The organism is Citrobacter sp. Cpo015, assembly GCF_030333035.1.
GTDB lineage: Bacteria > Pseudomonadota > Gammaproteobacteria > Enterobacterales > Enterobacteriaceae > Citrobacter > Citrobacter portucalensis.
Genome location: NZ_JAOWGS010000037.1, coordinates 278,049 through 302,079 on the forward strand (window position 1 = coordinate 278,049; position 24,031 = coordinate 302,079).

26 protein-coding genes are annotated in these 24,031 nt (G+C 52.6%); 11 read left to right on the forward strand and 15 right to left on the reverse strand.

Annotated features, from left to right (window positions below; translation table 11 throughout):
• The first annotated feature begins 2 nt into the window (after positions 1 to 2).
• The 3 genes from secF to OGY67_RS17075 all read left to right on the forward strand — a co-directional run bounded on the left by secF (position 3) and on the right by OGY67_RS17075 (position 2,226).
• A complete protein-coding gene (gene secF / locus OGY67_RS17065; RefSeq protein ID WP_003021550.1) occupies positions 3 to 974 on the forward strand; it encodes a protein translocase subunit SecF in 972 nt (323 codons plus the stop codon).
• Between the two features lie 170 nt (positions 975 to 1,144).
• Positions 1,145 to 1,510, forward strand: a complete 366-nt coding sequence (locus tag OGY67_RS17070) for a VOC family protein (RefSeq protein WP_008783926.1) — start codon at positions 1,145 to 1,147, stop codon at positions 1,508 to 1,510.
• 23 nt (positions 1,511 to 1,533) lie between these two features.
• A complete protein-coding gene (locus OGY67_RS17075; RefSeq protein WP_032942528.1) occupies positions 1,534 to 2,226 on the forward strand; it encodes a helix-turn-helix transcriptional regulator in 693 nt (230 codons plus the stop codon).
• 45 nt (positions 2,227 to 2,271) lie between these two features.
• Here OGY67_RS17075 and OGY67_RS17080 read toward each other — a convergent pair whose 3' ends face one another.
• Positions 2,272 to 3,135, reverse strand: a complete 864-nt coding sequence (locus OGY67_RS17080) for a nucleoside-specific channel-forming protein Tsx (protein ID WP_003021561.1) — start codon at positions 3,133 to 3,135, stop codon at positions 2,272 to 2,274.
• 298 nt (positions 3,136 to 3,433) lie between these two features.
• The gene (locus OGY67_RS17085; protein ID WP_020996578.1) at positions 3,434 to 3,973 is read right to left on the reverse strand and encodes a SadB/YajI family lipoprotein; all 540 of its coding nucleotides are present in this window, start codon (positions 3,971 to 3,973) and stop codon (positions 3,434 to 3,436) included.
• A 153-nt stretch (positions 3,974 to 4,126) separates the two neighbouring features.
• On the opposite strand from OGY67_RS17085, the gene nrdR reads away from it, so the two are divergent.
• The 6 genes from nrdR to pgpA all read left to right on the forward strand — a co-directional run bounded on the left by nrdR (position 4,127) and on the right by pgpA (position 8,234).
• On the forward strand, positions 4,127 to 4,576 hold the full coding sequence (gene nrdR, locus OGY67_RS17090; protein ID WP_003021571.1) for a transcriptional regulator NrdR: 450 nt from the start codon (positions 4,127 to 4,129) through the stop codon (positions 4,574 to 4,576).
• Positions 4,577 to 4,579: 3 nt separating this feature from the next.
• Entirely contained in the window at positions 4,580 to 5,683 is a 1,104-nt protein-coding gene (ribD, locus tag OGY67_RS17095) for a bifunctional diaminohydroxyphosphoribosylaminopyrimidine deaminase/5-amino-6-(5-phosphoribosylamino)uracil reductase RibD (protein ID WP_008783929.1), read from the forward strand.
• 90 nt (positions 5,684 to 5,773) lie between these two features.
• Complete coding sequence (gene ribH / locus OGY67_RS17100; RefSeq protein ID WP_003021575.1) at positions 5,774 to 6,244, forward strand: 6,7-dimethyl-8-ribityllumazine synthase; 471 nt, start codon at positions 5,774 to 5,776, stop codon at positions 6,242 to 6,244.
• A 19-nt stretch (positions 6,245 to 6,263) separates the two neighbouring features.
• Complete coding sequence (gene nusB / locus OGY67_RS17105; RefSeq protein WP_000801129.1) at positions 6,264 to 6,683, forward strand: transcription antitermination factor NusB; 420 nt, start codon at positions 6,264 to 6,266, stop codon at positions 6,681 to 6,683.
• A gap of 77 nt (positions 6,684 to 6,760) precedes the next feature.
• Entirely contained in the window at positions 6,761 to 7,738 is a 978-nt protein-coding gene (gene thiL / locus OGY67_RS17110; protein WP_008783930.1) for a thiamine-phosphate kinase, read from the forward strand.
• A complete protein-coding gene (gene pgpA / locus OGY67_RS17115; protein WP_003021578.1) occupies positions 7,716 to 8,234 on the forward strand; it encodes a phosphatidylglycerophosphatase A in 519 nt (172 codons plus the stop codon). The genes thiL and pgpA overlap by 23 nt, the downstream gene beginning before the upstream one ends.
• A 99-nt stretch (positions 8,235 to 8,333) precedes the next feature.
• Here the strand turns inward: pgpA and yajO are convergent, their stop codons facing one another.
• The 4 genes from yajO to xseB are packed head-to-tail and all read right to left on the reverse strand — an operon-like array spanning position 8,334 to position 12,394.
• Positions 8,334 to 9,308: a 1-deoxyxylulose-5-phosphate synthase YajO gene (gene yajO / locus OGY67_RS17120; protein WP_008783931.1), complete on the reverse strand. Its 975-nt coding sequence runs from the start codon at positions 9,306 to 9,308 to the stop codon at positions 8,334 to 8,336.
• 56 nt (positions 9,309 to 9,364) lie between these two features.
• Positions 9,365 to 11,227 (reverse strand): 1-deoxy-D-xylulose-5-phosphate synthase, encoded by a 1,863-nt coding sequence (gene dxs / locus OGY67_RS17125; protein WP_286574272.1) that lies wholly within the window; start codon positions 11,225 to 11,227, stop codon positions 9,365 to 9,367.
• A gap of 24 nt (positions 11,228 to 11,251) precedes the next feature.
• Positions 11,252 to 12,151: a (2E,6E)-farnesyl diphosphate synthase gene (ispA, locus tag OGY67_RS17130; protein WP_286574274.1), complete on the reverse strand. Its 900-nt coding sequence runs from the start codon at positions 12,149 to 12,151 to the stop codon at positions 11,252 to 11,254.
• On the reverse strand, positions 12,152 to 12,394 hold the full coding sequence (gene xseB, locus OGY67_RS17135; RefSeq protein ID WP_258883217.1) for an exodeoxyribonuclease VII small subunit: 243 nt from the start codon (positions 12,392 to 12,394) through the stop codon (positions 12,152 to 12,154).
• Positions 12,395 to 12,590: 196 nt separating this feature from the next.
• Between xseB and thiI the strand changes: the two genes are divergently transcribed.
• Entirely contained in the window at positions 12,591 to 14,039 is a 1,449-nt protein-coding gene (thiI, locus tag OGY67_RS17140; RefSeq protein ID WP_008783933.1) for a tRNA uracil 4-sulfurtransferase ThiI, read from the forward strand.
• A 65-nt stretch (positions 14,040 to 14,104) separates the two neighbouring features.
• On the opposite strand, the gene OGY67_RS17145 is transcribed toward thiI, so the two are convergent.
• The 3 genes from OGY67_RS17145 to panE are packed head-to-tail and all read right to left on the reverse strand — an operon-like array spanning position 14,105 to position 16,684.
• Complete coding sequence (locus OGY67_RS17145) at positions 14,105 to 15,187, reverse strand: hypothetical protein (RefSeq protein WP_286574279.1); 1,083 nt, start codon at positions 15,185 to 15,187, stop codon at positions 14,105 to 14,107.
• A 32-nt stretch (positions 15,188 to 15,219) separates the two neighbouring features.
• A complete protein-coding gene (gene yajL / locus OGY67_RS17150; protein ID WP_008783935.1) occupies positions 15,220 to 15,810 on the reverse strand; it encodes a protein deglycase YajL in 591 nt (196 codons plus the stop codon).
• Positions 15,773 to 16,684: a 2-dehydropantoate 2-reductase gene (gene panE / locus OGY67_RS17155; protein ID WP_032942532.1), complete on the reverse strand. Its 912-nt coding sequence runs from the start codon at positions 16,682 to 16,684 to the stop codon at positions 15,773 to 15,775. The genes yajL and panE overlap by 38 nt, the downstream gene beginning before the upstream one ends.
• Before the next feature lie 174 nt (positions 16,685 to 16,858).
• Between panE and OGY67_RS17160 the strand changes: the two genes are divergently transcribed.
• Positions 16,859 to 17,350 (forward strand): YajQ family cyclic di-GMP-binding protein, encoded by a 492-nt coding sequence (locus tag OGY67_RS17160; protein WP_003831002.1) that lies wholly within the window; start codon positions 16,859 to 16,861, stop codon positions 17,348 to 17,350.
• A gap of 46 nt (positions 17,351 to 17,396) precedes the next feature.
• Here the strand turns inward: OGY67_RS17160 and OGY67_RS17165 are convergent, their stop codons facing one another.
• The 6 genes from OGY67_RS17165 to cyoA form a co-directional block, all read right to left on the reverse strand.
• Complete coding sequence (locus OGY67_RS17165) at positions 17,397 to 18,761, reverse strand: MFS transporter (protein ID WP_057067573.1); 1,365 nt, start codon at positions 18,759 to 18,761, stop codon at positions 17,397 to 17,399.
• A gap of 221 nt (positions 18,762 to 18,982) precedes the next feature.
• The gene (gene cyoE, locus OGY67_RS17170; protein WP_003831005.1) at positions 18,983 to 19,873 is read right to left on the reverse strand and encodes a heme o synthase; all 891 of its coding nucleotides are present in this window, start codon (positions 19,871 to 19,873) and stop codon (positions 18,983 to 18,985) included.
• A gap of 11 nt (positions 19,874 to 19,884) precedes the next feature.
• A complete protein-coding gene (locus OGY67_RS17175; protein WP_003831006.1) occupies positions 19,885 to 20,214 on the reverse strand; it encodes a cytochrome o ubiquinol oxidase subunit IV in 330 nt (109 codons plus the stop codon).
• The gene (locus OGY67_RS17180; protein ID WP_286574281.1) at positions 20,214 to 20,828 is read right to left on the reverse strand and encodes a cytochrome o ubiquinol oxidase subunit III; all 615 of its coding nucleotides are present in this window, start codon (positions 20,826 to 20,828) and stop codon (positions 20,214 to 20,216) included. Before OGY67_RS17180 ends, OGY67_RS17175 begins: the two co-directional genes overlap by 1 nt.
• A complete protein-coding gene (cyoB, locus tag OGY67_RS17185) occupies positions 20,818 to 22,809 on the reverse strand; it encodes a cytochrome o ubiquinol oxidase subunit I (RefSeq protein ID WP_003831008.1) in 1,992 nt (663 codons plus the stop codon). The genes OGY67_RS17180 and cyoB overlap by 11 nt, the downstream gene beginning before the upstream one ends.
• A gap of 19 nt (positions 22,810 to 22,828) precedes the next feature.
• Positions 22,829 to 23,776 carry a cytochrome o ubiquinol oxidase subunit II gene (gene cyoA / locus OGY67_RS17190; RefSeq protein ID WP_032942534.1) on the reverse strand — a complete coding sequence of 316 codons (948 nt, stop codon included), beginning with the start codon at positions 23,774 to 23,776 and terminating at the stop codon, positions 22,829 to 22,831.
• Positions 23,777 to 24,031: the final 255 nt, after the last annotated feature.

The window sequence follows — 24,031 nt, forward strand, 5'->3', positions numbered from 1 at the left end:
AAGTGGCACAGGAATATACTGTTGAACAATTGAACCACGGCCGTAAAGTCTGGGACTTTATGCGCTGGGACTACTGGGCTTTCGGCATTTCAGGTTTCCTGCTGATTGCGGCCATCGTGGTGATGGGCGTACGCGGGTTTAACTGGGGTCTCGATTTCACCGGTGGTACGGTTATTGAAATCACGCTGGAAAAACCGGCCGATATGGACGTGATGCGCGATGCGCTGGAGAAAGCGGGCTTCGTTGATCCGCTTCTGCAGAACTTCGGCAGCAGCCACGACATTATGGTACGTATGCCGCCAACTGAAGGTGCTGACGGCGGTCAGGTGCTGGGCAGCAAAGTGTTGAGTGTGATTAACGAATCCACCAACCAAAACGCCGCGGTGAAGCGAATTGAATTCGTGGGTCCGAGCGTGGGTGCAGACCTGGCGCAAACCGGTGCGATGGCGCTGATGGCGGCGTTGATCTCCATCCTGGTGTACGTCGGTTTCCGCTTTGAGTGGCGACTGGCGGCAGGGGTAGTTATCGCGCTGGCGCACGACGTGATTATCACACTTGGGATCCTGTCGTTGTTCCATATCGAGATTGACCTGACTATCGTCGCATCACTGATGTCGGTAATCGGTTACTCGCTGAATGACAGTATCGTTGTATCTGACCGTATTCGTGAAAACTTCCGCAAAATTCGTCGCGGTACGCCTTACGAAATATTTAACGTGTCACTGACTCAAACGCTGCACCGTACGTTGATTACGTCCGGTACAACGTTGATGGTTATTCTGATGCTGTTCCTGTTCGGTGGTCCGGTACTGGAAGGATTCTCGCTGACGATGCTGATCGGTGTTTCTATCGGTACTGCGTCTTCTATCTACGTGGCATCGGCGCTGGCGCTGAAGCTGGGTATGAAGCGTGAGCACATGCTGCAGCAGAAGGTCGAGAAAGAAGGGGCGGATCAACCGTCGATTCTGCCTTAACCCATCCAGGAGTGAAGATACTGGAATCCCGATCGCAAGGTCGGGATTTTTTTTGCCTGTGAATTAGCGACAGGTAATTATCTTTTCCTGTCGCCACACTACTGACAGTATGCTGTCAGTAGCCCTGTCATATAGTCCTCCTGAGATTACCCACACAGACAGGAGGAAGTATGAGCAATGTAATTAATTGGTTTGAAATCCCCGTGGCACAAATGGACCGCGCCATCGCTTTTTATGAGCCAGTAATGCAGGTTTCTTTGCGCCGGGAGAACATGGACTGCGCTGAGCTCGCCGTATTTCCGCATCAGGATCCCGCTCCCGGCGGGGCGCTGGCTAAATTTGACGGTATTACGCCTTCAACGCAGGGCGCTATTATTTATCTGCATACGGACGATTTGGCTGCAACGCTTGAACGCGTCGCCACTGCTGGCGGTCAGTGTGTGTTTGGCCCACTCGAACTGGGGCAGGACATTGGTACGATTGCGCTATTTACTGACAGCGAAGGCAATCGTGTTGGTTTACATCAACCCGCGTAATATTTTCAGCACTGAGGATTAAAATGAGCAGACGCGCCGACCGCTTGTTTCAGATTGTGCAAATCCTGCGTGGCAGGCGAGTGACAACGGCGGCGCTGCTGGCAGAGCGTCTTGAGGTTTCTGAACGGACGATTTATCGCGATATCCGCGATCTCTCTTTATCCGGTGTGCCTATTGAAGGCGAAGTGGGCAGCGGATACCGCTTAATGGCCGGGTTTGATCTACCGCCGTTGATGTTAACGCATCACGAATCAGAAGCATTGATGGTAGCGATTCGATTGCTGAAAACATGGGGTGGGGATTCACTCTCACAGGCGTTGGAATCCGCGCAGGAAAAAGTGTTGGCGATATTGCCGCCAGAGAGTCGGCGCAGAGCCGAGCAAACGCGGATTTTCGCGCCAGATTTTGGTAATCAGCCGCATTCACGTAGTGCCTTCGATCTCATACATCGCGCGGTTTCAGCCCAGCAGGTGCTGGCGCTGCATTATCGTGATGAGTCCGGGAATCTCTCCTGGCGCGACGTTCAGCCGCTGGGATTATTTTTCTGGGGCGAGCACTGGCTGCTGGTTGGCTGGTGCGAGAAGCGTGACGATTATCGTTGCTTTCGCGTTGATCGATGTCTGAAGATTACGCCACTCGACAGGCATTTTCGCGAATCGGCAGATCGCTCGCTAAGTGACTTTTTGCGTAAAGTACGCTGTGAAGACCAGCCATAAAAAAGCCAGCGGTTAAGCTGGCTTGTCTGCGAGACATTGTCTGGATTAGAAGTTGTAACCTACGACCAGGTAACCACCCCAACCGGTAGATTTCGCGCTGAAGTCGCCTTCGCCCCAGTTCAGGGTATCTCCACCTTTCCACTGGCCGCCGTTATGGAAGTAACGCGCTACGACGGAGTAGTGCCAGTGATCGTAGTTCAGCGCCAGGACGTGGCTGGACGCGATAGAGTTGCTGGTGCGGTTCGGATCATCACCCAAATCTGAGCCCCAGTCGAAGTTGGTGAAGCCGATGTAGGTCAACTGGCCGCCCCAAACCTGGGTGATCGGCACAAAGTATTTAACTTTGAAACGGTAGCCATCCCACTCGTTTTCGTTGGATGCGCCATAGTTCTGCCACTGGTATTTAGCATACACGTTCAGGGACAGACCCATCGGCAGACCGGTATCGATATCGGTACCCAGACCCATATACCAGGTGCTCTGGCGGCTGGCTTTGTTATCACCCATATCGTAGATGTAGTTGTTGGCGAAATACCATTCTTTGAACGGACCAAAGCTCAGGTCAGCACCGGTCAGTTTGTCGATGGAGAAACGCGGTTCGATTTCCATAAACAGCGGGGAACCGTCAGACCAAATACCTTTATCGTTGCCGTTACCCCAGTCGAAGGTTTTCGGAATATCGATGTAGCCATAGAAGTCAAACCAGTCTTTTTTGGCAAACGCTTCGTATTCCAGATACACGTCGTTGTTCAGTTTCGGGGAGAAACGGGTGTGATAGCTACCCACCACGTTGACACTCTGGTGCCACCAGTCGGACAGATATTGCGGTTTGTCATTTTCTGCTGCGTTGGCAGTAAAAGACGAGGAGAGCGCCAGCACTGCACCGGCTGCAAGTAATGTTTTTTTCATATGTATGCCACTGTTTGAAATCCCTTTCGGGAGTGAAAAATGCGCAATTTGCGTTTCTAAATATTTCGTAATTCTTCGGAGCCTATTATAAAAATCATTGTTCACAAAAATATGTCTTGTTTCACAGTTCTATCATTTACGTAATCGATTGCGTTCACGTTTGCGTACTTTAGGCGGCGAATTGTACTGGCTCCCATGAATGTTGCCAAGTTTTACCAGAAATATCGGTTATGTCAGGGGAGTAACAAAAAGAAGCAGAGTGATGTTGCGGAACGCACAAAACGTTCCGCAAAAAAGTTTATTGGCTAACAGGCTGGACGTCGTGGATGCGCACAAATCCTAACTGATCTGGAGTGAGGCCATTTATCTGTAACGGAATGTCTACGTCGCTGGGAGCAAGAATACTCGCCGGAGCGTTGACCAATTGGTTATGAACGTTCACTTCCTGATAGTTGTCCGTGGTGCCCTGAATTTGCCCGTATTCGACGGTGGCGCTAAAGGCGGGTAAAGGCGTGTTGGATTCACCCTGAATTCGTAGCGTCAGGCGCGTACCATCGGCGTTCGGCGCAATGTTCACCAGCGACATGCGTAAGGTGCCAATCTGGCTGTCCAGTCGTGCCGGGGTTTTGGAGCCCGGCAGCAGATAGGCGCCGCTGGTTGATTTTGCATTCAACATATTTTGTTGCGTAATTTTTACCGTTTCCTGATTAAGCTGCGTCATCTCTTTATTCAACGTGCTAACGCTTTGATGCATCTGGCGTACTTCGCTTTGCTGTGCGCAGGCACTAAGACTAAAGAGACTTCCCACCAGGAGAATTCTTAGGTAACGTCTTGTCATTGTGATTACTTCCTTCATTGTCGCGATAGCATAATGGTAGTGTGCACTGAGCACGAAGGCATCGATCCTTTGTCTCAAAAGCGCAGCGCCTTTGTTGTCACGGCAGTTCAGGGTAAAATAGATTCTGTTAACCACTGAGGTACAGGACGCCGTATGCATTGCCCATTCTGTTTCGCCGTAGACACTAAGGTAATTGACTCTCGTCTTGTAGGCGAGGGCTCCTCGGTACGCCGCCGTCGGCAGTGTCTGGTCTGTAACGAACGTTTCACCACTTTTGAAGTGGCTGAACTTGTCATGCCGCGCGTTGTGAAAAGCAACGATGTGCGTGAACCCTTTAATGAAGAAAAGCTGCGCAGCGGCATGCTCAGAGCGCTTGAGAAACGGCCTGTCAGCGCAGATGACGTCGAAATGGCGTTAAACCATATCAAATCACAGCTGCGTGCGACGGGTGAGCGTGAGGTGCCGAGCAAGATGATTGGCAACCTGGTGATGGAGCAGCTGAAAAAGCTCGATAAAGTCGCCTATATCCGCTTTGCCTCTGTCTACCGGAGTTTCGAAGATATCAAAGAATTTGGCGAAGAGATTGCTCGCCTACAGGACTAAGCCATGCAGGATGAATTGTACATGGCGCGCGCGCTAAAGCTTGCTGCGCGCGGACGTTTTACCACTCACCCCAACCCCAACGTGGGCTGCGTGATTGTGAAAGATGGGGAGATCGTCGGTGAAGGATATCATCACCGCGCGGGCGAACCGCATGCCGAAGTTCATGCTCTGCGGATGGCTGGAGAAAAAGCGCAGGGGGCAACTGCCTACGTGACGCTCGAACCCTGCAGTCATCATGGTCGCACGCCGCCGTGTTGCGATGCGCTGATTGCGGCGGGGGTGTCGCGTGTGGTTGCGGCGATGCAGGATCCCAATCCGCAGGTCGCAGGACGTGGGCTCTACCGTTTGCAGCAGGCGGGTATCGACGTCAGCCACGGGCTGATGATGAGCGAAGTTGAGCAATTGAATAAAGGCTTCCTCAAGCGCATGCGTACGGGATTCCCATATCTTCAGCTTAAGCTTGGCGCGTCGCTTGATGGCCGTACAGCGATGGCCAGCGGTGAAAGCCAGTGGATTACCTCGCCACAGGCGCGCCGCGATGTGCAACGCTTGCGCGCGCAAAGTCATGCCATTTTAACCAGCAGTGCGACGGTGCTGGCAGACGACCCTCAGCTTACCGTGCGTTGGTCGGAGCTTGGGGAGTCAACTCAGGCGAGTTACCCGCAGGAAGAGCTGCGTCAGCCAATCCGCATTGTTCTTGATAGCCAGAATCAGGTCACACCGGCGCACCGAATTGTGCAACAGCCTGGAGAAACCTGGATTGTCCGGACTGAAGACGACCCTCGTAGCTGGCCGGAGACGGTGCGCAGCCTGAAGGTGCCGGAACATAACGGACATCTGGATCTGGTGGTGCTAATGATGCAACTGGGCAAACAGCAAATTAACAGCATTTGGGTTGAAGCTGGCCCAACGCTCGCCGGGGCATTATTACAGGCCGGTTTGGTCGATGAGCTAATCGTGTATGTTGCGCCTAAACTGTTAGGCAGCGATGCGAGAGGATTATGTGTGCTTCCAGGCCTTGAGAAACTGGCTGACGCACCCCATTTCAAATTCAATGAGATACGCCAGGTGGGCCCGGACGTTTGCCTGCATTTAACGACTGCGTGAGGCTTTCTGATTTAGAGGAAGCAGCGCACAGAATATTATGATAAAATCCGCCCCCCTTACGGGGCCATAAATCGAACCCGAAGGAAGAATATGAACATTATTGAAGCTAACGTTGCTACCCCGGACGCTCGCGTCGCCATCACCATTGCGCGTTTCAACAACTTTATCAATGACAGCCTGCTGGAAGGTGCTATCGACGCCCTGAAACGTATTGGCCAGGTTAAAGATGAAAACATTACCGTTGTTTGGGTTCCAGGTGCATATGAGCTGCCACTGGCCGCTGACGCACTGGCAAAAACCGGTAAATACGACGCGGTGATTGCGCTCGGTACGGTGATCCGTGGCGGTACCGCGCACTTCGAATATGTGGCTGGCGGTGCAAGCAATGGCCTGGCGCATGTCGCTCAGGACAGTGGCATTCCGGTAGCCTTCGGTGTTCTGACCACCGAAAGTATTGAACAAGCCATCGAACGTGCTGGCACTAAAGCCGGTAACAAAGGCGCAGAAGCTGCACTGACTGCGCTTGAAATGATTAATGTATTGAAAGCCATCAAGGCCTGATTTTTGTAAGGGGAAATCCGTGAAACCTGCTGCTCGTCGCCGCGCCCGTGAGTGTGCCGTCCAGGCGCTCTACTCCTGGCAGTTGTCCCAGAACGACATCGCTGATGTTGAATACCAGTTCCTGGCGGAACAGGACGTTAAAGATGTCGACGTTCTGTATTTCCGTGAACTGCTGTCCGGGGTGGCGACTAACAGCGCGTACCTGGATGGATTAATGAAGCCTTACCTGTCTCGTCTGTTGGAAGAGCTGGGTCAGGTAGAAAAAGCCGTACTGCGTATTGCGCTGTTTGAATTGTCTAAACGTAGTGATGTGCCGTACAAAGTGGCCATCAACGAAGCGATTGAACTGGCAAAAACCTTCGGCGCTGAAGATAGCCACAAATTCGTGAACGGCGTACTGGATAAAGCAGCACCTGTGATTCGCCCCAACAAAAAGTAATCCCGAGGCCGGCTGGATGGTGGAACCTGTTTCCGCTGTCCCCGGCTTTTTCTTTTTTTTCTGCTGAGGCATAACGTATGGCATGTGGCGAGTTTTCCCTGATTGCCCGTTATTTTGACCGCGTAAGAACTTCTCGTCTTGATGTCGAAACCGGTATTGGTGACGACTGCGCACTTCTGAACATCCCTGAGAAACAAACGCTGGCGATCAGTACCGATACGCTGGTGGCAGGCAACCACTTTCTCCCCGACATTGATCCGACCGATCTCGCCTGGAAAGCGCTGGCGGTGAATTTGAGCGATCTGGCGGCGATGGGGGCGGATCCTGCGTGGCTGACGCTGGCGCTCACGTTACCTGACGTCGATGAAGCCTGGCTGGAAGCCTTCAGCGATGGCCTGTTTGAACTCCTCAATTACTATGATATGCAGCTGATTGGTGGTGACACCACGCGTGGGCCGCTGTCGATGACGCTGGGTATCCATGGCTACGTCCCCGTTGGGCGGGCCTTAAAACGTTCCGGCGCGAAACCGGGTGACTGGATTTATGTTACCGGCACACCGGGCGACAGTGCGGCCGGGCTGGCGATTTTGCAGAACCGATTGCAGGTTGCAGATGCAACAGACGCGGACTATCTGCTGCAACGTCATCTGCGTCCCACGCCGCGTATTTTGCAGGGACAAGCCCTGCGCGATCTGGCCAGTGCGGCTATCGATCTCTCCGATGGCCTGATTTCCGATTTGGGACACATCGTTAATGCCAGCGGCTGTGGCGCACGGGTTAACGTTGATGTGCTGCCATACTCCACGGCATTGTCACAGCACGTTGAGCCGGAACAGGCCCTGCGCTGGGCGCTCTCGGGAGGTGAAGATTATGAGTTATGCTTTACCGTACCGGAAATTAATCGTGGTGCGCTGGAAGTGGCGCTGGGAAATCTCGGCGCAGCGTTTACCTGCATTGGGCAGATGAGCGCGGACGTGGAAGGCATTCACTTTACGCGCGATGGAAAACCCGTCACGTTTGACTGGAAAGGATATGACCATTTTGCCGCGCCTTAAAAAAGATGTCGCCAAAAGCCGCCTGAGTATGCGCAATCCGTGGCACCTGTTAGCCACCGGTTTTGGCAGCGGGCTGAGCCCAATTGTTCCAGGCACGATGGGATCGCTGGCGGCGATCCCTTTTTGGTATTTAATGACTTTTCTGCCGTGGCAGCTGTATTCGTTGGTGGTGATGTTATCTATCTGTATCGGCGTTTATCTGTGCCATCAAACGGCGAAAGATATGGGCGTGCACGATCACGGTAGTATTGTCTGGGACGAGTTTGTCGGGATGTGGATTACCCTGATGGCGCTGCCGACCAACGACTGGCAGTGGGTTGCCGCCGGATTTGTGATTTTCCGTATTCTGGATATGTGGAAGCCGTGGCCGATTCGTTGGTTTGATCGCAACGTGCATGGCGGGACGGGGATCATGATCGACGATATTGTGGCCGGGATACTCTCTGCCGGAATTTTGTATTTTATCGGTCATCACTGGCCGGTAGGTATCATTTAACCCTTTTCAGCGGCTATTGTAGGCCCGATAAGCGCCGCGACATCGGGCGATCAGTGCCGGATGCGCTATACTTATCCGGCCTACAATCTACAACCTCGCTTATTTAAATCCCACCACCGGATGCTGTTTGTACGGCGTTTCCAGCTCGGCAATCTGCTCCGGCTTCAACGTTAAATCCACCGCGTTGAGCAACTCATCCAGCTGTTCCTCACGCGAAGAGCCAATAATTGGCGCTGCCACGCCGGGTTTGCTCAGCAGCCAGGCCAGCGCAACCTGTGCCCGTGTTACACCTAGCTCTTCACTGACACCGGTCAGTCGTGCGGCGATTTGCGCGTCGTTTTCATCGCTCTCGTTGTACAAATTTTTACCGACTTCATCGGAAACCAGACGTGCGGTTGTTTCTCCCCAAGGACGCGTCAGGCGACCACGCGCCAGCGGACTCCACGGGATCACCGCGACACCTTCCTGATAGCAGAGCGGCAGCATTTCGCGTTCTTCTTCGCGGTAGATCAGGTTGTAGTGATCCTGCATGCTGACGAACTGCGCCCAGCCGTGTTGCTTCTGTAAGGCCAGAGCCTGGGCAAACTGCGAAGCGTGCATGGATGAGGCGCCAATATAGCGAGCTTTACCGGCTTTCACGACGTCGTTTAGAGCCTCCAGCGTTTCTTCGATTGGCGTGTTGTAATCCCAGCGGTGAATTTGCAGGATGTCCACATAGTCCATACCCAGGCGTCTGAGGCTGTCGTCGATTGAGCGCAGGATTTGTGCGCGGGATAAACCTTCCGCTAAATCATCCACCTGGTGAAAAACCTTGGTAGCGACCACGACATCTTCGCGGCGGGCGAAATCACGCAGCGCGCGGCCGACAATCTCTTCGCTGCTGCCAGCGGAGTAGCTGTTGGCGGTATCGAAAAAGTTAATGCCGCCCTCAAGGGCGTGTTTGATTATTGGGCGGCTGCTTTCTTCAGGTAGCGTCCAGGCGTGATTGCCGCGATTGGGTTCGCCAAATGTCATGCAACCCAGGCAAAGGCGGGAGACCCGTAGGTCGGTTTTTCCTAAGATGTTGTATTTCATCAATCCACTCCTGCTTAGCTCGTGATGAATTAAGCATAGCAGGAGCGGGGAGGGGATTATGCCAGCCAGGCCTTGATTTTGGTCTCAATTCCGGCGGCATTCAAACCCAGATCGGCACGAGCTTCATCCTGAGTTCCCTGCGGGATGAAGAAGTCTGGTAGGCCAATGTTCAGCACCGGGACGGGCTTACGATGGGCCATCAGCACTTCGTTTACGCCGCTGCCAGCACCACCCATAATGGCGTTCTCTTCAATGGTAACCAGCACCTCGTGTTGGGCAGCTATTTCAAGGATCAACGTCTCATCCAGTGGTTTTACAAAGCGCATATCGACCAGCGTGGCGTTCAGCGACTCTGCGACCTGAGCGGCTTCCGGCATCAGGGTGCCGAAGTTGAGAATCGCCACTTTTTCCCCGTGACGTTTCACGATGCCTTTACCAATTGGCAGTTGTTCCAGCGGGGTCAGCTCAACGCCTACCGCGTTACCGCGTGGGTAGCGCACGACCGTTGGACCATCGTTGTAGTGATAGCCGGTGAACAGCATCTGGCGGCATTCGTTTTCATCACTCGGGGTCATGATGACCATTTCCGGGATGCAGCGCAGGAAGGAGAGATCGAACGCCCCCTGGTGGGTTTGTCCATCTGCGCCAACAATCCCTGCCCGGTCAACGGCGAACAGGACCGGCAGTTTCTGGATGGCTACATCGTGCAGCACCTGATCGTAGGCGCGTTGCAGGAAGGTCGAGTAAATGGCTACCACCGGCTTGTAGCCGCCAATCGCCAGACCGGCAGCAAACGTCACAGCGTGCTGCTCGGCAATCGCCACATCGAAATAGCGGTCCGGGAACTTACGTGAAAACTCCACCATTCCGGAACCTTCGCGCATTGCCGGGGTGATTGCCATCAGCTTATTGTCTTTCGCTGCGGTCTCGCACAGCCAGTCACCGAAAATTTTTGAATAGCTCGGCAGACCGCCGCTGCTTTTCGGCAGGCATCCGCTGGACGGATCGAATTTTGGTACCGCGTGGAACGTAATCGGATCTTTTTCCGCAGGCTCATAGCCACGACCCTTTTTGGTCATGATGTGCAGGAACTGCGGGCCTTTCAGATCGCGCATGTTTTTGAGCGTAGTAATAAGCCCCAGCACGTCGTGACCGTCCACCGGACCGATATAGTTAAAGCCCAGTTCTTCAAACAGAGTCCCCGGCACAACCATACCTTTAATATGTTCTTCAGTACGTTTGAGCAGTTCTTTAATCGGCGGCACGCCGGAGAAGACTTTCTTCCCGCCTTCGCGCAGCGAGGAGTAGAGTTTGCCAGAGAGCAGCTGTGCCAGATGATTGTTCAGCGCGCCAACGTTCTCTGAAATCGACATTTCGTTGTCGTTGAGGATAACCAGCATGTCGGGCCTAATATCGCCCGCGTGGTTCATCGCTTCAAACGCCATCCCAGCGGTGATGGCACCATCACCAATCACACACACGGTACGGCGCTCTTTACCTTCTTTCTCGGCGGCAACGGCAATACCGATACCTGCGCTGATGGAGGTAGAAGAGTGCCCAACGCTCAGTACGTCATACTCGCTTTCACCGCGCCATGGGAACGGATGCAGGCCGCCTTTCTGACGAATGGTGCCGATTTTATCGCGGCGACCAGTCAGAATTTTGTGCGGATAAGCCTGATGTCCCACATCCCAGATTAACTGGTCAAACGGGGTGTTGTAGACATAGTGCAGCGCGACGGTGAGTTCCACCGTGCCCAGACCAGAGGCGAAGTGCCCGCTGGAACGGCTTACGCTGTCGAGCAAATAGCGGCGCAGTTCGTCGCAAAGCTTTGGCAGGCTCTCTTTTGGCAGCAGACGTAACTCCTGGGTGGAGTCGACCAGCGCCAGGGTCGGGTATTTGGCTATATCAAAACTCATCGCAAGCTCATGGGATATGTTGGTTTATTTATCACGCTGGATTATGTAGTCCGCTAGCGCTTCCAGTGCCGAGGTATCGAGTGACTGTGCAGCCAGCAGACTTAGCGACTGGTGGGCGTCCTCGATTAAATCCCGGGCTTTATTCTGGGCTTGCTCAAGACCCAGAAGTGCAGGATAGGTACTTTTGCCAAGTTGCTGGTCAGCACCCTGACGTTTACCCAATGTTGCAGTATCGCCTACCACATCCAGGATGTCATCCTGAACCTGGAAAGCCAGACCGATGCTTTCTGCGTATTTGTCGAGTATTGGCAGGCATTCTCGCCCTTTATCGCCAGCACTTAACGCCCCCAAACGCACGGCGGCGCGAATCAATGCTCCGGTTTTATGGCGATGAATCCGCTCCAGCGCATCCAGCTCAACCTGATGACCTTCAGCTTCCAGATCCAGCGCCTGACCGCCGCACATACCGGCGATGCCGCTGGCCTGAGCCAGTTCAGAGATCATCGCGATGCGGTCACGGTCAGTGACTTCCGGCATTGGGGCGTCGCTGATAATGGAGAATGCCAGCGTTTGTAGCGCATCTCCGGCCAGGATCGCATTTGCCTCGCCAAATTTTACGTGGCAAGTCGGCAGACCGCGTCGCAGGTCATCGTCATCCATCGCGGGCAAATCATCGTGCATCAGCGAATAGGCATGAATGCATTCGACGGCGGCAGCGGGAGCATCAAGCGTACTCAGGCTGACCCCAAACATCTGACCGGTCGCATACACCAGGAACGGGCGCAGGCGTTTACCGCCTAATAATGCGCCATATTGCATGGTTTCTACCACGGGAGTGTTCTGAAAGGGCAGTGGCGCGATAAAACGGCTCAGTGCCTGGTTGGCTTGCTCAACGCAAGCCTGTAGCTGCTGCGTAAAATCCATTTACTCATTATCCGGTGTAAAAGGCGTAAGGACGGCGTCTTCAGTATCTGACAGCAGGATTTGTACGCGCTGTTCAGCCTGTTGCAATTTGACCTGTCCCTGACGCGCCAACTGTACGCCACGTTCGAATTCGTTCAACGCTTCTTCTAACGGCAGGTCGCCGCCTTCCAGACGGGTAACAATTTGTTCCAGCTCGCTCAGCGCGGTTTCAAAACTGGCGGGCGCTTCATTTTTCTTCGGCATAATGAATGTCTGACTCTCTGTATTGGCAGCACAAGACTATGGTAACGGACTCGCACTGATAAGCAAATAACGCGCAATGTGCACAGTAGCCGCGTGATGGTGGTATACTTGCGCGCCTGGATGCAGTCGCGGGTATGGGCTGCTGTATTTTTTTCCATTACAAGTCATTCAGACTTGCCTAAGAACCATTGCCGCCATGAAGTTTATCATTAAATTGTTCCCAGAAATCACCATCAAAAGCCAATCTGTGCGTTTGCGCTTTATAAAAATTCTGACAGGGAACATTCGTAACGTTTTAAAGCACTATGATGAAGACCTTGCCGTTGTTCGTCACTGGGATCACGTTGAGGTTCGCGCTAAAGATGAAAGCCAGCGCCTGGATATTCGCGACGCGCTGACCCGTATTCCGGGTATCCACCACATTCTCGAAGTAGAAGACGTGCCGTTTACCGATATGCACGATATTTTCGAGAAAGCACTGGTTCAGTATCGCGATCAACTGGAAGGTAAAACCTTCTGTGTTCGCGTGAAGCGTCGCGGGAAGCATGAGTTTAGCTCCATTGAGGTGGAACGTTATGTTGGCGGTGGACTGAACCAACATATTGAATCTGCACGCGTGAAGCTGACGAAGCCGGATGTGACCGTTAATCTTGAAATCGAAAACGACCGTCTGCTGCTGGTTAAAGGCCGCTATGAAGGTATTGGTGGTTTCCCGATTGGGACGCAGGAAGACGTACTGTCGCTGATTTCCGGCGGTTTCGACTCTGGTGTATCCAGCTATATGCTGATGCGTCGCGGCTGCCGTGTTCACTATTGCTTCTTTAACCTTGGCGGCGCAGCGCATGAAATCGGCGTTCGCCAGGTGGCGCATTACCTGTGGAATCGCTTCGGTAGTTCGCATCGCGTGCGTTTTGTTGCTATCAACTTTGAACCGGTGGTCGGTGAGATCCTGGAGAAAGTTGATGACGGCCAGATGGGCGTGGTTCTCAAACGTATGATGGTTCGCGCGGCGTCGAAAGTCGCTGAGCGCTACGGCGTACAGGCGCTGGTAACCGGTGAAGCACTGGGCCAGGTGTCCAGCCAGACGCTGACCAACCTGCGTCTGATCGATAACGTTTCTGACACCCTGATCCTGCGCCCGCTTATCTCCCATGATAAAGAGCACATCATCAATCTGGCGCGTGAAATTGGTACCGAGGACTTTGCCCGTACCATGCCGGAATACTGCGGTGTGATTTCAAAAAGCCCGACGGTGAAAGCGATCAAAGCGAAGATTGAGGCCGAAGAAGAAAACTTCGATTTCTCTATCCTCGATAAAGTGGTTGAAGAAGCGAACAATATCGATATTCGCGATATCGCCCAGCAGACGCAACAGACCGTGGTAGAAGTGGAAACCGTGAGCGGTTTCGGCCCGAATGACGTAATCCTTGATATCCGTTCTGTGGATGAACAGGATGATAAACCGCTGAAGGTTGAAGGTGTGGACGTCGTTTCTCTGCCATTCTACAAGCTGAGCACTAAATTCGGCGATCTGGACCAGAGTAAAACCTGGCTGCTGTGGTGTGAACGCGGGGTGATGAGTCGCCTGCAGGCGCTTTATCTGCGCGAGCAGGGCTTTGAAAATGTGAAGGTGTATCGCCCGTAATTGAGTAAACATCGTGTTGTAGGCCGGATAAGGCGGTTACGCCGCCATCCGGCAATATAACGATATTATTCAAAACGAACGGGAAGCGTCTTCCCGTTCGACTCCCAGACCCCCTGATAGACACCGTCTTTTAACTCTAGCGTTATCTTCTCTTGCGTTTGTTCAGCCGCAGATGTCTTCAGTTCATAATGTTGATTGTCGGCTGTGTCGCATTTGCCGGTCAATTCAATCGGTGCGCCAAATTTTTGGTAAAAGTAAGCCCCTTCAAAAAAATCACCGTATTTGCAGTCCACCTTCAACACAATACGCATGCTTTTTCCCAGCGTGCCGTACATGACTTTGCCGTCAATGCCGGGCGCTGGCGAAACTGGTGTTGTACTCTTTGCGGTAGTCAGATATTGGCCGTACGGTGTGAGCTGATTTTGCAGTTCCGCGGTTGGGATTTTCGTTGTGAAATCACCCAACTCGTCGAGCGCACGGCTGGCGTGGTTGCTACAGCGTCCGTTCAGGAAAGCCAGGTGGTCTTTTTGCAGGGAGAATTTGTCGATGTAGTACAAACCGTCGGTGTAGGTTGCGCACGATGCGTAGAATTCGGCATAGTTAAAATCTTCACCTTTATCTTCTTTTATTTGTTCTGGTGTTTGCGAATTATGCGCCGTAACAAAGGTATCGATTTGGCCGCGGATATCTTTTCTGATGCGGGTGTTTAATTCGGCGATTGTAGCCCGGGAAAAGAGATCGTTAAGGGTAATTGCCGCACCGCTGGCTAAATCGAAGCTAATCGGCACATTGTACGACTCGCAATACGCCCCGCAACCTTCGATAAACATGTTGAGCGTCAGGATTTTTGCGTCGCGATACTCAACCGTGTAGTCAAGGTTTGCGGTGGGATTCATGGCTGATTTCGCAAACTGATTTACTGTGGCCTGTGGAGTATTACCCGGTAGCTGATTGATAAAGCTTGCGAAAATATAATCGTTAATGCGTTTTGCAACGTTGGGGTTATCCGTCGAGGAAAACCATGGCACGCGATACTGCATTTCAGTGCTTCCGGGATAGCGATATTCAATACTCTTTATTTCGAGTTGCGTCGCTGTGGCATAACCGGAAAGGAGCAGTAAAGCCACTCCAATCAGATATCCTTTCATTATGATTCCTTATAAGGGAGTGGCTCGAAGATTTACTCGTAGTAGTTATAGATTCCCGCGGCCATCACCAGTTGTGACGCCACCTCGTGAGCTTTTTCGCGACTCACCAGCAGATCAATGATTTTTAAACCGAAATCGATTGAGGTTCCCGGTCCCTGACTGGTTAACAGATTGACGCGCGGATCCCATACGACGCGCTTGTCCTGCCACTGGTCAGCGGGAATTTGGTCTTTCAGCGCCGGAAAACCGGTCATGTTACCGATGGGGAAAATATCGTGTGGGACGAGTACGGTGGCGGCCGCGGCGCAAATTGCCGCGACAATGCGCCCGGAACGATGAAACTGTTTCACGGTTTCGATAAGCAGCGGGCTGTCGCGAAAACACTCGGCGCCTTTAATACCGCCCGGCAGCACGATAATGTCGAAATCGCCGTCAGCAACTTCGACTAATGGCGCATCCGCCAACAGCTTCACTCCGCGTGAGCAGACGATCGTCAGGTCGCCATCGCTGGCGACGCTGGCAGTTGTGACCTTAATTCCGCCGCGCACCAGCAGATCGATAGTGGTGACCGCTTCGGTCTCTTCACTACCAGGGGCGAGACATACCAGTGCTTGAGCGCTCATACTCACTTTCCTTTCTCTTTACCATTTCAAACAGTTGGGCGTTTTCCGGGACGGCGATGCCGTGCGCGCGGGCGCGTTTTAACAAATATCCGGTAATGTAGTCGATCTCTGTATGACGCAGGGCACGAATGTCTTGCAGCATTGATGAGATATTTTCCGCCGTACTGTCAATCACCTGCTCGACATAATAGCGTAAATCATCCACAGATGTATGGTGGCCTTCGCGTTCAATGACCGCGGCCACTTCCTCGCAGATGAGTGCTATTTTTTCAGGATGATGGCGTAACTCGCCGTTTGGGCAATCCCATAATGCGGTCAGCGGGTTAATGACGCAGTTGACGGCCAGCTTTCGCCACAGTTCGGCGCGAATAGTGTCGTGCCAGGCGACGTCCGGTAGCACCTCTTGCAGGACTTCAGCCAGATAACTGAAATCACCGTCTTGTTCACGCGCAGGACCAATGCGCGTTGTTCCCTGAGCGACATGAATGATGACGTTGCCGTCACGGCGTGCTGCGTGGGTGGTGGTACCTATCAGCAGAGGTTGCTTAATGTTATGCAGCTCTTCAATTGTCCCCATGCCGTTGTGAATCAGCAGAATGGGAGTGGTTTCAGGCAGAATTGCGGCCAGGCCTTTTACCGCATCAGAAACCTGCCAGGCTTTCAGGGTGACCAGTAGCAGGTCGCTTTTTGCCAAAAAGTCGGGGTCGTTTGCCGTCAGGGATTCATTAAAAACTGACCCATCCGTGTCGATCAGGTTTACGCTGCAATAGGGTTGCGGTACGCGTAGCCACCCTTGCACCTCATGTCCATGTTTGCATAGCGCGGTAAGCCAAAGCTGTCCTAGCGCTCCACATCCCAGTACGGTAATTTTCATTCTTCCTCCTCACCTGCAACAGCACCAGGTGTTAATCCATATCGGCCGTACCCCATTATTGTTCGCAGGTATCAGTACCACGTACAATTAAAGGATACAGCCTAGTATAGCGCTGTCTGTTGGGTAACTTTGCAGGTATTATGCTTCGCATCAAAAATGAAGGGAGAGGAAAAGATGCCATCTTTCGATATTGTCTCTGAAGTTGATCTTCAGGAAGCCCGTAACGCGGTAGATAACGCCAGCCGCGAAGTGGAGTCACGCTTTGATTTTCGTGGCGTTGAAGCGACTTTTGAGCTGAATGAGTCAAATAAGACGATTAAGGTGCTGAGCGAGTCTGATTTTCAGGTCAATCAGTTGCTGGATATTCTGCGTGCCAAGCTGCTCAAACGCGGTATTGAAGGCACGTCGCTGGACGTACCAGAAACCTTCGTGCACAGCGGTAAAACCTGGTTTGTTGAAGCTAAGCTGAAACAAGGCATTGAAAGCGCAGTGCAAAAGAAAATCGTTAAGCTGATCAAAGACAGCAAACTGAAGGTGCAGGCGCAGATTCAGGGCGAAGAAATCCGTGTAACCGGCAAGGCGCGTGACGACCTGCAATCCGTCATGGCACTGGTTCGCGGCGGCGACCTCGGTCAACCGTTCCAGTTTAAGAACTTCCGCGATTAAGTCGTTATGTCAGATGGCGTAAGCCGCCATCTGACAAATCTCATCTTCACGCCTGGCTGATGGCCTGCTCAACCTCAAATCGATTCGTCACTTTGCTGTCGATTTTCACGTAGGCCGAATGTTCTTTCGCCACAATTAACACTTCGCTTATTCCTTCTTTTGCCAGCAGGCGCTGCTTCAGGGTGTCATCCGCAGCAATTTCAGGCGGGATTTCCACCCGCAGGCTGCTGACGTACGGCGGCTCTTTCATTGTACTCGCCACCAATAACCACACTGCCGCCAGAAGCGCACCGGCCAGGAATACGGCCTGACCATCAAACATTTCAACCACCCAACCGCCGAGCGAACCGCCAATCGCCACGCCAAGAAACTGGCTGGTGGAGTAAACGCCCATCGCCGTGCCTTTATAGCCAGCCGGAGACTCTTTACTGATAAGCGAGGGGAGGAGGGCTTCCATCAGGTTGAACGCGAGGAAGAATATCTGCACGCCCGCAATCAACCCCCAGAAACGCACGTTAGCGCTCCACAATACAATCTCTGCAATAAGAATCAGTAACACGCAGGCGAGGAACACGCGTTTCATCTTGCGCTTCACTTCGGCGTAAATGATGAACGGCACCACGGAAACAAAGGACAGCAGCATCGTCACCAGATAAATTTTCCAGTGCTCTGCTGCAGGGAAGCCTGCTTTCGCCAGTTGGCCTGGTAAAGCGACGAAGGTGGACATCAGCAATATGTGCAGACACATGATGCCAAAGTTGAGCTTCAGCAGTTTGGGCTCTGCCAGCACTTTGCTGAAGCTGCCTTTTACCATGCCCGACTCGCGGTTCAGCACGTGGGTAGTGCTATTGGGAACGACCCAAATGGTCAGCACGATACCCGTGGTAGCAAGGGCTGCAATCATCCAGAACAGCGCGTGTAGCCCCAGCGCATGGGTAACGATTGGTCCCAGCACCATCGCAATGGCGAAGGTGATACCAAAGCTGACGCCGATAAACGCCATCGCTTTGGTACGGTTTTGCTCACGGGTTAAGTCGGAAAGCAGCGCCATTACGGCAGCAGCAATCGCGCCAGAGCCTTGTAAAGCCCGACCAAGAATAATGCCCCAGATTGAATCGGAGAGAGCAGCAATTATGCTGCCGAGAACGAATACCGCCAGCCCGCCGACGATAAGTGGCTTACGACCAATGCGGTCAGAGAGCAGGCCAAAGGGGATTTGGAAAACGGCTTGCGCCAGACCATATATGCCGATGGCAAGGCCTATCAGCGCTTCGCTGGCACCCTGTAGCGCCATACCGTAAGTGGTCAGAACCGGCAGGACCATAAACATGCCAAGCATGCGCAACGAGAATACGGTCCCTAAACCCCAGGTGGCGCGCAACTCACCGGGCGTCATTTTGTAATCGTTCATTCCCACCTCTGTATTAATTTCGCGCCTAGTGTAAAGCGCTAAGCAGGCTGGGTAAATATGCGCTTTATTAACAAATGTTGGGGTTGTGAGGGGCGTCGGCTGGAGACGAAAATGCCGGATAGCGATCTGAACGTAACTTATCCGGCCTACAAGCTATGTGCTTTTTTGTAGGCCGGATAAGACGTCAGCCGCCATCCGGCATAGAAGGTATGACGATTAACTTACCAGACGTAAGTCAGCAGGTTCTGCGAGTTTGGCACCATAAAGTCGACGGACATCATTACGCTGAGCGCGGTAATGGCAATGATGGAGAAACCGAACAGCTTGCGCGCCCAGACTCTGTCATCTTCCACTTTATAACCACGCAGCGCCATGCCCAACCACCAGACGCTCACCGCCGCTGCAACAATCAGGTATTTATAACCTGCATAGCCGCCCAGGGTTAGCATCAGCGTGGCGATAGCAAACGCCACGATGTACAGCGTGATATGGTTCTTCGCGACCGAAATACCTTTCACCACCGGCAGTACCGGGATGTTGGCAGCCTGATAATCCTTGAAGCGGAAAATCGCAATCGCGTAAGAGTGCGGCATCTGCCACAGGCTGAAAATAGCCAGCAGAATCAGCGCACCGCTATCGAACTCACCGGTTACGGCACAGTAGCCAATCACCGGCGGCGCAGCGCCGGAGAGTGAGCCAATCAGCGTGCCATAAACGGAATGGCGCTTCATGTACAGGCTATAAACGCCCACATAGACCACGAAGCCCATTACCCCCAGCCAGCAGGCCAGAGGGTTCGCGCCAAACCACAGCAGCATAAAGCCAGCAATACCCAGCAGGGTGGCGTATACCAGCGAGACCGCAGGGGAAATCAGACCTTTAACCAGCACGCGGTTTTTGGTCCTCTCCATCTTCCTGTCGATATCCCTGTCGATGTAGTTGTTAAATACACAACCCGACGCCACAACCAGTGACACCCCAACCAGCGTGTAGATAAACAGGGGATAATCAATGCTGCCTTTCGAGGCCAGCAGGAATCCCCCAATCACCGAGATCAGGTTGCCAAAGATGATGCCTGGTTTCGTTACTTGCAGGTATTGCTTAAACATCATAATCGCCGCTCTTAGTGCATCATCATGTTGTAGTTAAGGTTCCACATAATCCAGATGGAGCCCACAACCAGGATGGCGATGATTAGCACAGTAAAGACAAAGGCCGTCATGTTCCAACCTTCATCAGATTTGCTATTCATGTGCAGGAAGCACACCAGGTGCACCAGAATCTGTACCACTGCCATTGCCAGAATAGTTCCCAGAATGACGGCCGGTGAGGCAGAACCTGTCATCACCATCCAAAACGGAATGACCGTCAGGATGATCGACAGGATAAAACCTGTCATGTAGGTTTTTACGCTGCCATGGGATGCGCCGCCGCTCTCGTTAGAATGACTCATTACATCGCCCCCATCAGATAAACAACAGTGAACACACAGATCCACACCACATCCAGGAAGTGCCAGAACAGGCTCAGGCACATGATGCGGGTACGGTTAGTACTGGTCAGGCCGCGACGAGCAACTTGCACCATCAGCACCGCCATCCAGATAAGACCGGAGGTGACGTGCAGACCGTGAGTACCGACCAGCGCGAAGAACGCAGACAGGAAGCCGCTGCGATCCGGGCCCATACCGTTAACAATCAGGTGATGGAATTCATAGAGTTCCATCCCGATGAATCCGGCACCGAACAAGAAGGTCAACGCCAGCCAGGAGATAACCTGGCTCTTGTTGTTCTTGTACATGGCAATCGCTGCCATGCCGTAAGTAATGGAGCTGAATAACAGCAGGAATGTTTCAACCAGAACGAACGGCAGTTCAAAAATGTCCTTACCTGTCGGGCCACCTGCGGTGCCGTTCACCAGAACGGCATAGGTTGCAAACAGAATAGAGAACAGAATGCAGTCGCTCATCAGGTAGACCCAGAATCCGAAGATCTTGGTCTGGCCTGCATCGTGGTGCCCGTATTCGTGCGCGTGGGCAGTCGCGTGCGTTAAAGTATCAGTTGCCATTTTTCAGCCCTGCCTTAGTAATCTCATCGAAATGCTGGTTTTCCAGTTTTTCGACTTCCGGGACCGGCACGTAGTAATCCACGTCTTCATCAAAGCTTTTCACAATCCAGCTGATGATCATGCCTGCGAAGCTTGCAATCGCCAGCCACCAGATATGCCAGATCATGGCGAAACCAAACAGTGTTGCGAAGGCGGTAATGACGATACCGGCACCGCTGTTCTTCGGCATATGAATTTCTTCATAGTGCGCAGGCTGCTTGTACGCTTCACCTTTTTCTTTCATTTCCCAGAAGGCATCACGCTCGTGAACGTGCGGCACAACGGCAAAGTTATAGAACGGAGGCGGGGAAGAGGTTGCCCACTCCAGCGTACGACCACCCCATGGGTCACCGGTCAGGTCACGGTTCTGCTCGCGGTCGCGAATAGAAACGAAGATCTGAATCAGCTGGCACAGGATACCCAGTGCAATCAGCGCGGCGCCGCAGGCGGCAACGACCAGCATCGGATGGAACTGTGGATCAATCTGCTGGCTGAGGCGACGGGTCATACCCATGAAGCCCAGCACGTACAGCGGCATAAATGCTACGAAGAAGCCGATGATCCAGAACCAGAATGCGCGTTTACCCCAGGTTTCGTTCAGCGTGAAGCCAAACGCTTTTGGCCACCAGTAGGTCATACCAGCGAAGCATCCAAATACGACACCGCCGATGATAACGTTATGGAAGTGCGCAATCAGGAACAGACTGTTGTGCAGAACGAAGTCCGCACCCGGCACCGCCAGCAGTACACCGGTCATGCCGCCGACTGAGAAGGTGACGATAAAGCCAATCGTCCACAGCATTGCTGAGTGGAATACGATACGGCCCTGATACATGGTGAACAGCCAGTTGAAGATCTTCACCCCGGTCGGGATGGCGATAATCATGGTGGTGATACCGAAGAAGGCGTTTACGTTAGCGCCTGCACCCATGGTGAAGAAGTGGTGCAGCCAAACAACGAACGACAGAACGGTGATACACACGGTTGCCCACACCAGCGAGGTGTAACCAAACAGACGTTTACGTGAGAAGGTTGCCGCGATTTCGGAGAACACACCGAAGACTGGCAGAACCAGAATGTACACTTCCGGATGGCCCCAGGCCCAAATCAGGTTGATGTACATCATCATGTTGCCGCCCATATCGTTGGTAAAGAAATGGGTGCCCAGATAGCGATCCAGGGTCAGCAACGCGACGGTAACCGTCAGGATTGGGAAAGAAGCGATAATCAGGATGTTTGCACACAGAGATGCCCAGCTAAACACCGGCATCTTGAACATGGTCATTCCTGGTGCACGCATCTTAATGATGGTCACAAAGAAGTTGATACCGGTCAGAGTTGTACCAATACCGGACAACTGGACTGCCCATATCCAATAGTCGACCCCGACGCTTGGACTGTACTCTATTCCCGAAAGTGGCGGATACGCCAGCCAACCGGTCTGCGCGAATTCACCCACGCCCAGAGAAAGGTTAACCAGGATTACGCCGACAACGGTGAACCAGAAGCTCAGGTTGTTCAGGAACGGGAATGCAACGTCACGTGCGCCGATCTGCAGCGGAACCACCAGGTTCATCAGACCGATAACAAATGGCATTGCCACGAAGAAGATCATAATCACGCCGTGAGCCGTGAAGATCTGGTCGTAGTGGTGAGGAGGCAGGAAGCCTGCTTCACCTGCAGAAGCCAGCGCTTGCTGACTACGCATCATGATGGCGTCGGCAAAGCCACGAATCAACATGACGATTGCGACGATGACATACATGATGCCAAGGCGTTTGTGGTCAACCGAGGTTAGCCACTCTTTCCACAGGTAGGTCCACTTACCGAAGTAAGTGATAAGGCCCAGTAAGGCCGCACCACCGATGATAATGGCAGCAATCGTAACCATGACAATAGGTTCATGGAACGGAACTGCATCCAGCGTCAATTTTCCGAACATCGTATTCTTCCTCGGCCCCTTAGTGAGCGGATTCCGCGTGGCTCATGTCCATGCCTTCCATTCCTTCGTGTGCGCTGTGCTCACCTTCGGGTTGGGTCATGTCCATGCTCTTACCGTGAGCCATAAATTTGTTAATAACGTCTTTAAACAAATCCGGTTTCACGTTGGAGAAGTATTCCACCTGGTTGTATTCGCTTGGCGCAGCCACTTTCTCGAACGCTGCCATGTCGCTCATGGTGTTCGTGGACTGTTTAGCTTTAGCAACCCATTGGTCGAATTCGGCGCGGTCCTTTGTTGCGATAGCCTTGAACTTCATACCGGAGAAGCCTGGTCCGCTATAACTTGCGGAGATACCATCATAAGTACCGACTTCGTTGGCGATCAGATGCAGTCGAGTCTGCATACCGGCCATGGCATAAATCTGGCTACCCAGACGCGGGATAAAGAAGGAGTTCATCACGGAGTTGGAAGTCACTTTGAATTCAACCGGAGTATTCGCCGGGAAGGCGATTTCATTCACGGTAGCGATACCCTGTTCCGGATAGATGAAGAACCATTTCCAGTCCATGGAAACCACTTCGATGGTAATGGGCTTCTCGTCATGCGCCAGCGGTTTGCTTGGCTCAAGAGCGTGAGTGGTTTTCCAGGTCAGAACGGCAAGGAAAATGATGATTAAGATCGGCACCGTCCAGACCACAGCTTCCACTTTATTGGAGTGTGACCAGTTCGGGCTGTACTTCGCATCTTTATTGCTTGCACGATACTTCCAGGCAAAACCAACAGCCATCAAGATGGCGGGAATAACGACAATCAACATCAGGCCAAATGCCGTCAGTATCAATGACCGTTGTTCCAGTCCAATCTGTCCTTTAGGGTCAAGCAGCGCAGAATTACAGCCACTGAGTAATGCAGTGCCTGCAATTAATGACAACCATCCCAAACTTTTATTGTATTTCCTGAGTCTCATTTAACGACCTCAATTCCACGGGACCGGGTGGCGTTTAAAGTGTGAGGGCATTTTACGGGAAGGTTACATTACTGTAAACATCTCTAGATCTGTGTTACTGGGTTCTGCCGTGCATGTCACATATGTTGCAATATATGTCGCTTTGGCTTTAAGAACCTGTTGCAACATCACGTTATAACGAAAGCGGGCAGGTGGGGGGCGTACTGAGGGCAATTGGTATAACCAATACGAAAATAAAACAATTGCTTAACAATT

Bases quoted from the DNA above. Each gene is read 5' to 3' on its own strand.
- cyoB (WP_003831008.1), bottom strand. From the start codon at position 22,809: ATGTTCGGAAAATTGACGCTGGATGCAGTTCCGTTCCATGAACCTATT.
- OGY67_RS17080 (WP_003021561.1), bottom strand. From the start codon at position 3,135: ATGAAAAAAACATTACTTGCAGCCGGTGCAGTGCTGGCGCTCTCCTCG.
- OGY67_RS17145 (WP_286574279.1), bottom strand. From the start codon at position 15,187: ATGAAAGGATATCTGATTGGAGTGGCTTTACTGCTCCTTTCCGGTTAT.
- cyoA (WP_032942534.1), bottom strand. From the start codon at position 23,776: ATGAGACTCAGGAAATACAATAAAAGTTTGGGATGGTTGTCATTAATT.
- xseB (WP_258883217.1), bottom strand. From the start codon at position 12,394: ATGCCGAAGAAAAATGAAGCGCCCGCCAGTTTTGAAACCGCGCTGAGC.
- yajL (WP_008783935.1), bottom strand. From the start codon at position 15,810: ATGAGCGCTCAAGCACTGGTATGTCTCGCCCCTGGTAGTGAAGAGACC.
- OGY67_RS17180 (WP_286574281.1), bottom strand. From the start codon at position 20,828: ATGGCAACTGATACTTTAACGCACGCGACTGCCCACGCGCACGAATAC.
- pgpA (WP_003021578.1), top strand. From the start codon at position 7,716: ATGACCATTTTGCCGCGCCTTAAAAAAGATGTCGCCAAAAGCCGCCTG.
- OGY67_RS17070 (WP_008783926.1), top strand. From the start codon at position 1,145: ATGAGCAATGTAATTAATTGGTTTGAAATCCCCGTGGCACAAATGGAC.
- OGY67_RS17160 (WP_003831002.1), top strand. From the start codon at position 16,859: ATGCCATCTTTCGATATTGTCTCTGAAGTTGATCTTCAGGAAGCCCGT.
- ribD (WP_008783929.1), top strand. From the start codon at position 4,580: ATGCAGGATGAATTGTACATGGCGCGCGCGCTAAAGCTTGCTGCGCGC.
- OGY67_RS17175 (WP_003831006.1), bottom strand. From the start codon at position 20,214: ATGAGTCATTCTAACGAGAGCGGCGGCGCATCCCATGGCAGCGTAAAA.
- thiL (WP_008783930.1), top strand. From the start codon at position 6,761: ATGGCATGTGGCGAGTTTTCCCTGATTGCCCGTTATTTTGACCGCGTA.
- OGY67_RS17085 (WP_020996578.1), bottom strand. From the start codon at position 3,973: ATGACAAGACGTTACCTAAGAATTCTCCTGGTGGGAAGTCTCTTTAGT.
- ispA (WP_286574274.1), bottom strand. From the start codon at position 12,151: ATGGATTTTACGCAGCAGCTACAGGCTTGCGTTGAGCAAGCCAACCAG.
- panE (WP_032942532.1), bottom strand. From the start codon at position 16,684: ATGAAAATTACCGTACTGGGATGTGGAGCGCTAGGACAGCTTTGGCTT.
- dxs (WP_286574272.1), bottom strand. From the start codon at position 11,227: ATGAGTTTTGATATAGCCAAATACCCGACCCTGGCGCTGGTCGACTCC.
- OGY67_RS17075 (WP_032942528.1), top strand. From the start codon at position 1,534: ATGAGCAGACGCGCCGACCGCTTGTTTCAGATTGTGCAAATCCTGCGT.
- ribH (WP_003021575.1), top strand. From the start codon at position 5,774: ATGAACATTATTGAAGCTAACGTTGCTACCCCGGACGCTCGCGTCGCC.
- nrdR (WP_003021571.1), top strand. From the start codon at position 4,127: ATGCATTGCCCATTCTGTTTCGCCGTAGACACTAAGGTAATTGACTCT.
- thiI (WP_008783933.1), top strand. From the start codon at position 12,591: ATGAAGTTTATCATTAAATTGTTCCCAGAAATCACCATCAAAAGCCAA.
- cyoE (WP_003831005.1), bottom strand. From the start codon at position 19,873: ATGATGTTTAAGCAATACCTGCAAGTAACGAAACCAGGCATCATCTTT.
- OGY67_RS17165 (WP_057067573.1), bottom strand. From the start codon at position 18,761: ATGAACGATTACAAAATGACGCCCGGTGAGTTGCGCGCCACCTGGGGT.
- yajO (WP_008783931.1), bottom strand. From the start codon at position 9,308: ATGAAATACAACATCTTAGGAAAAACCGACCTACGGGTCTCCCGCCTT.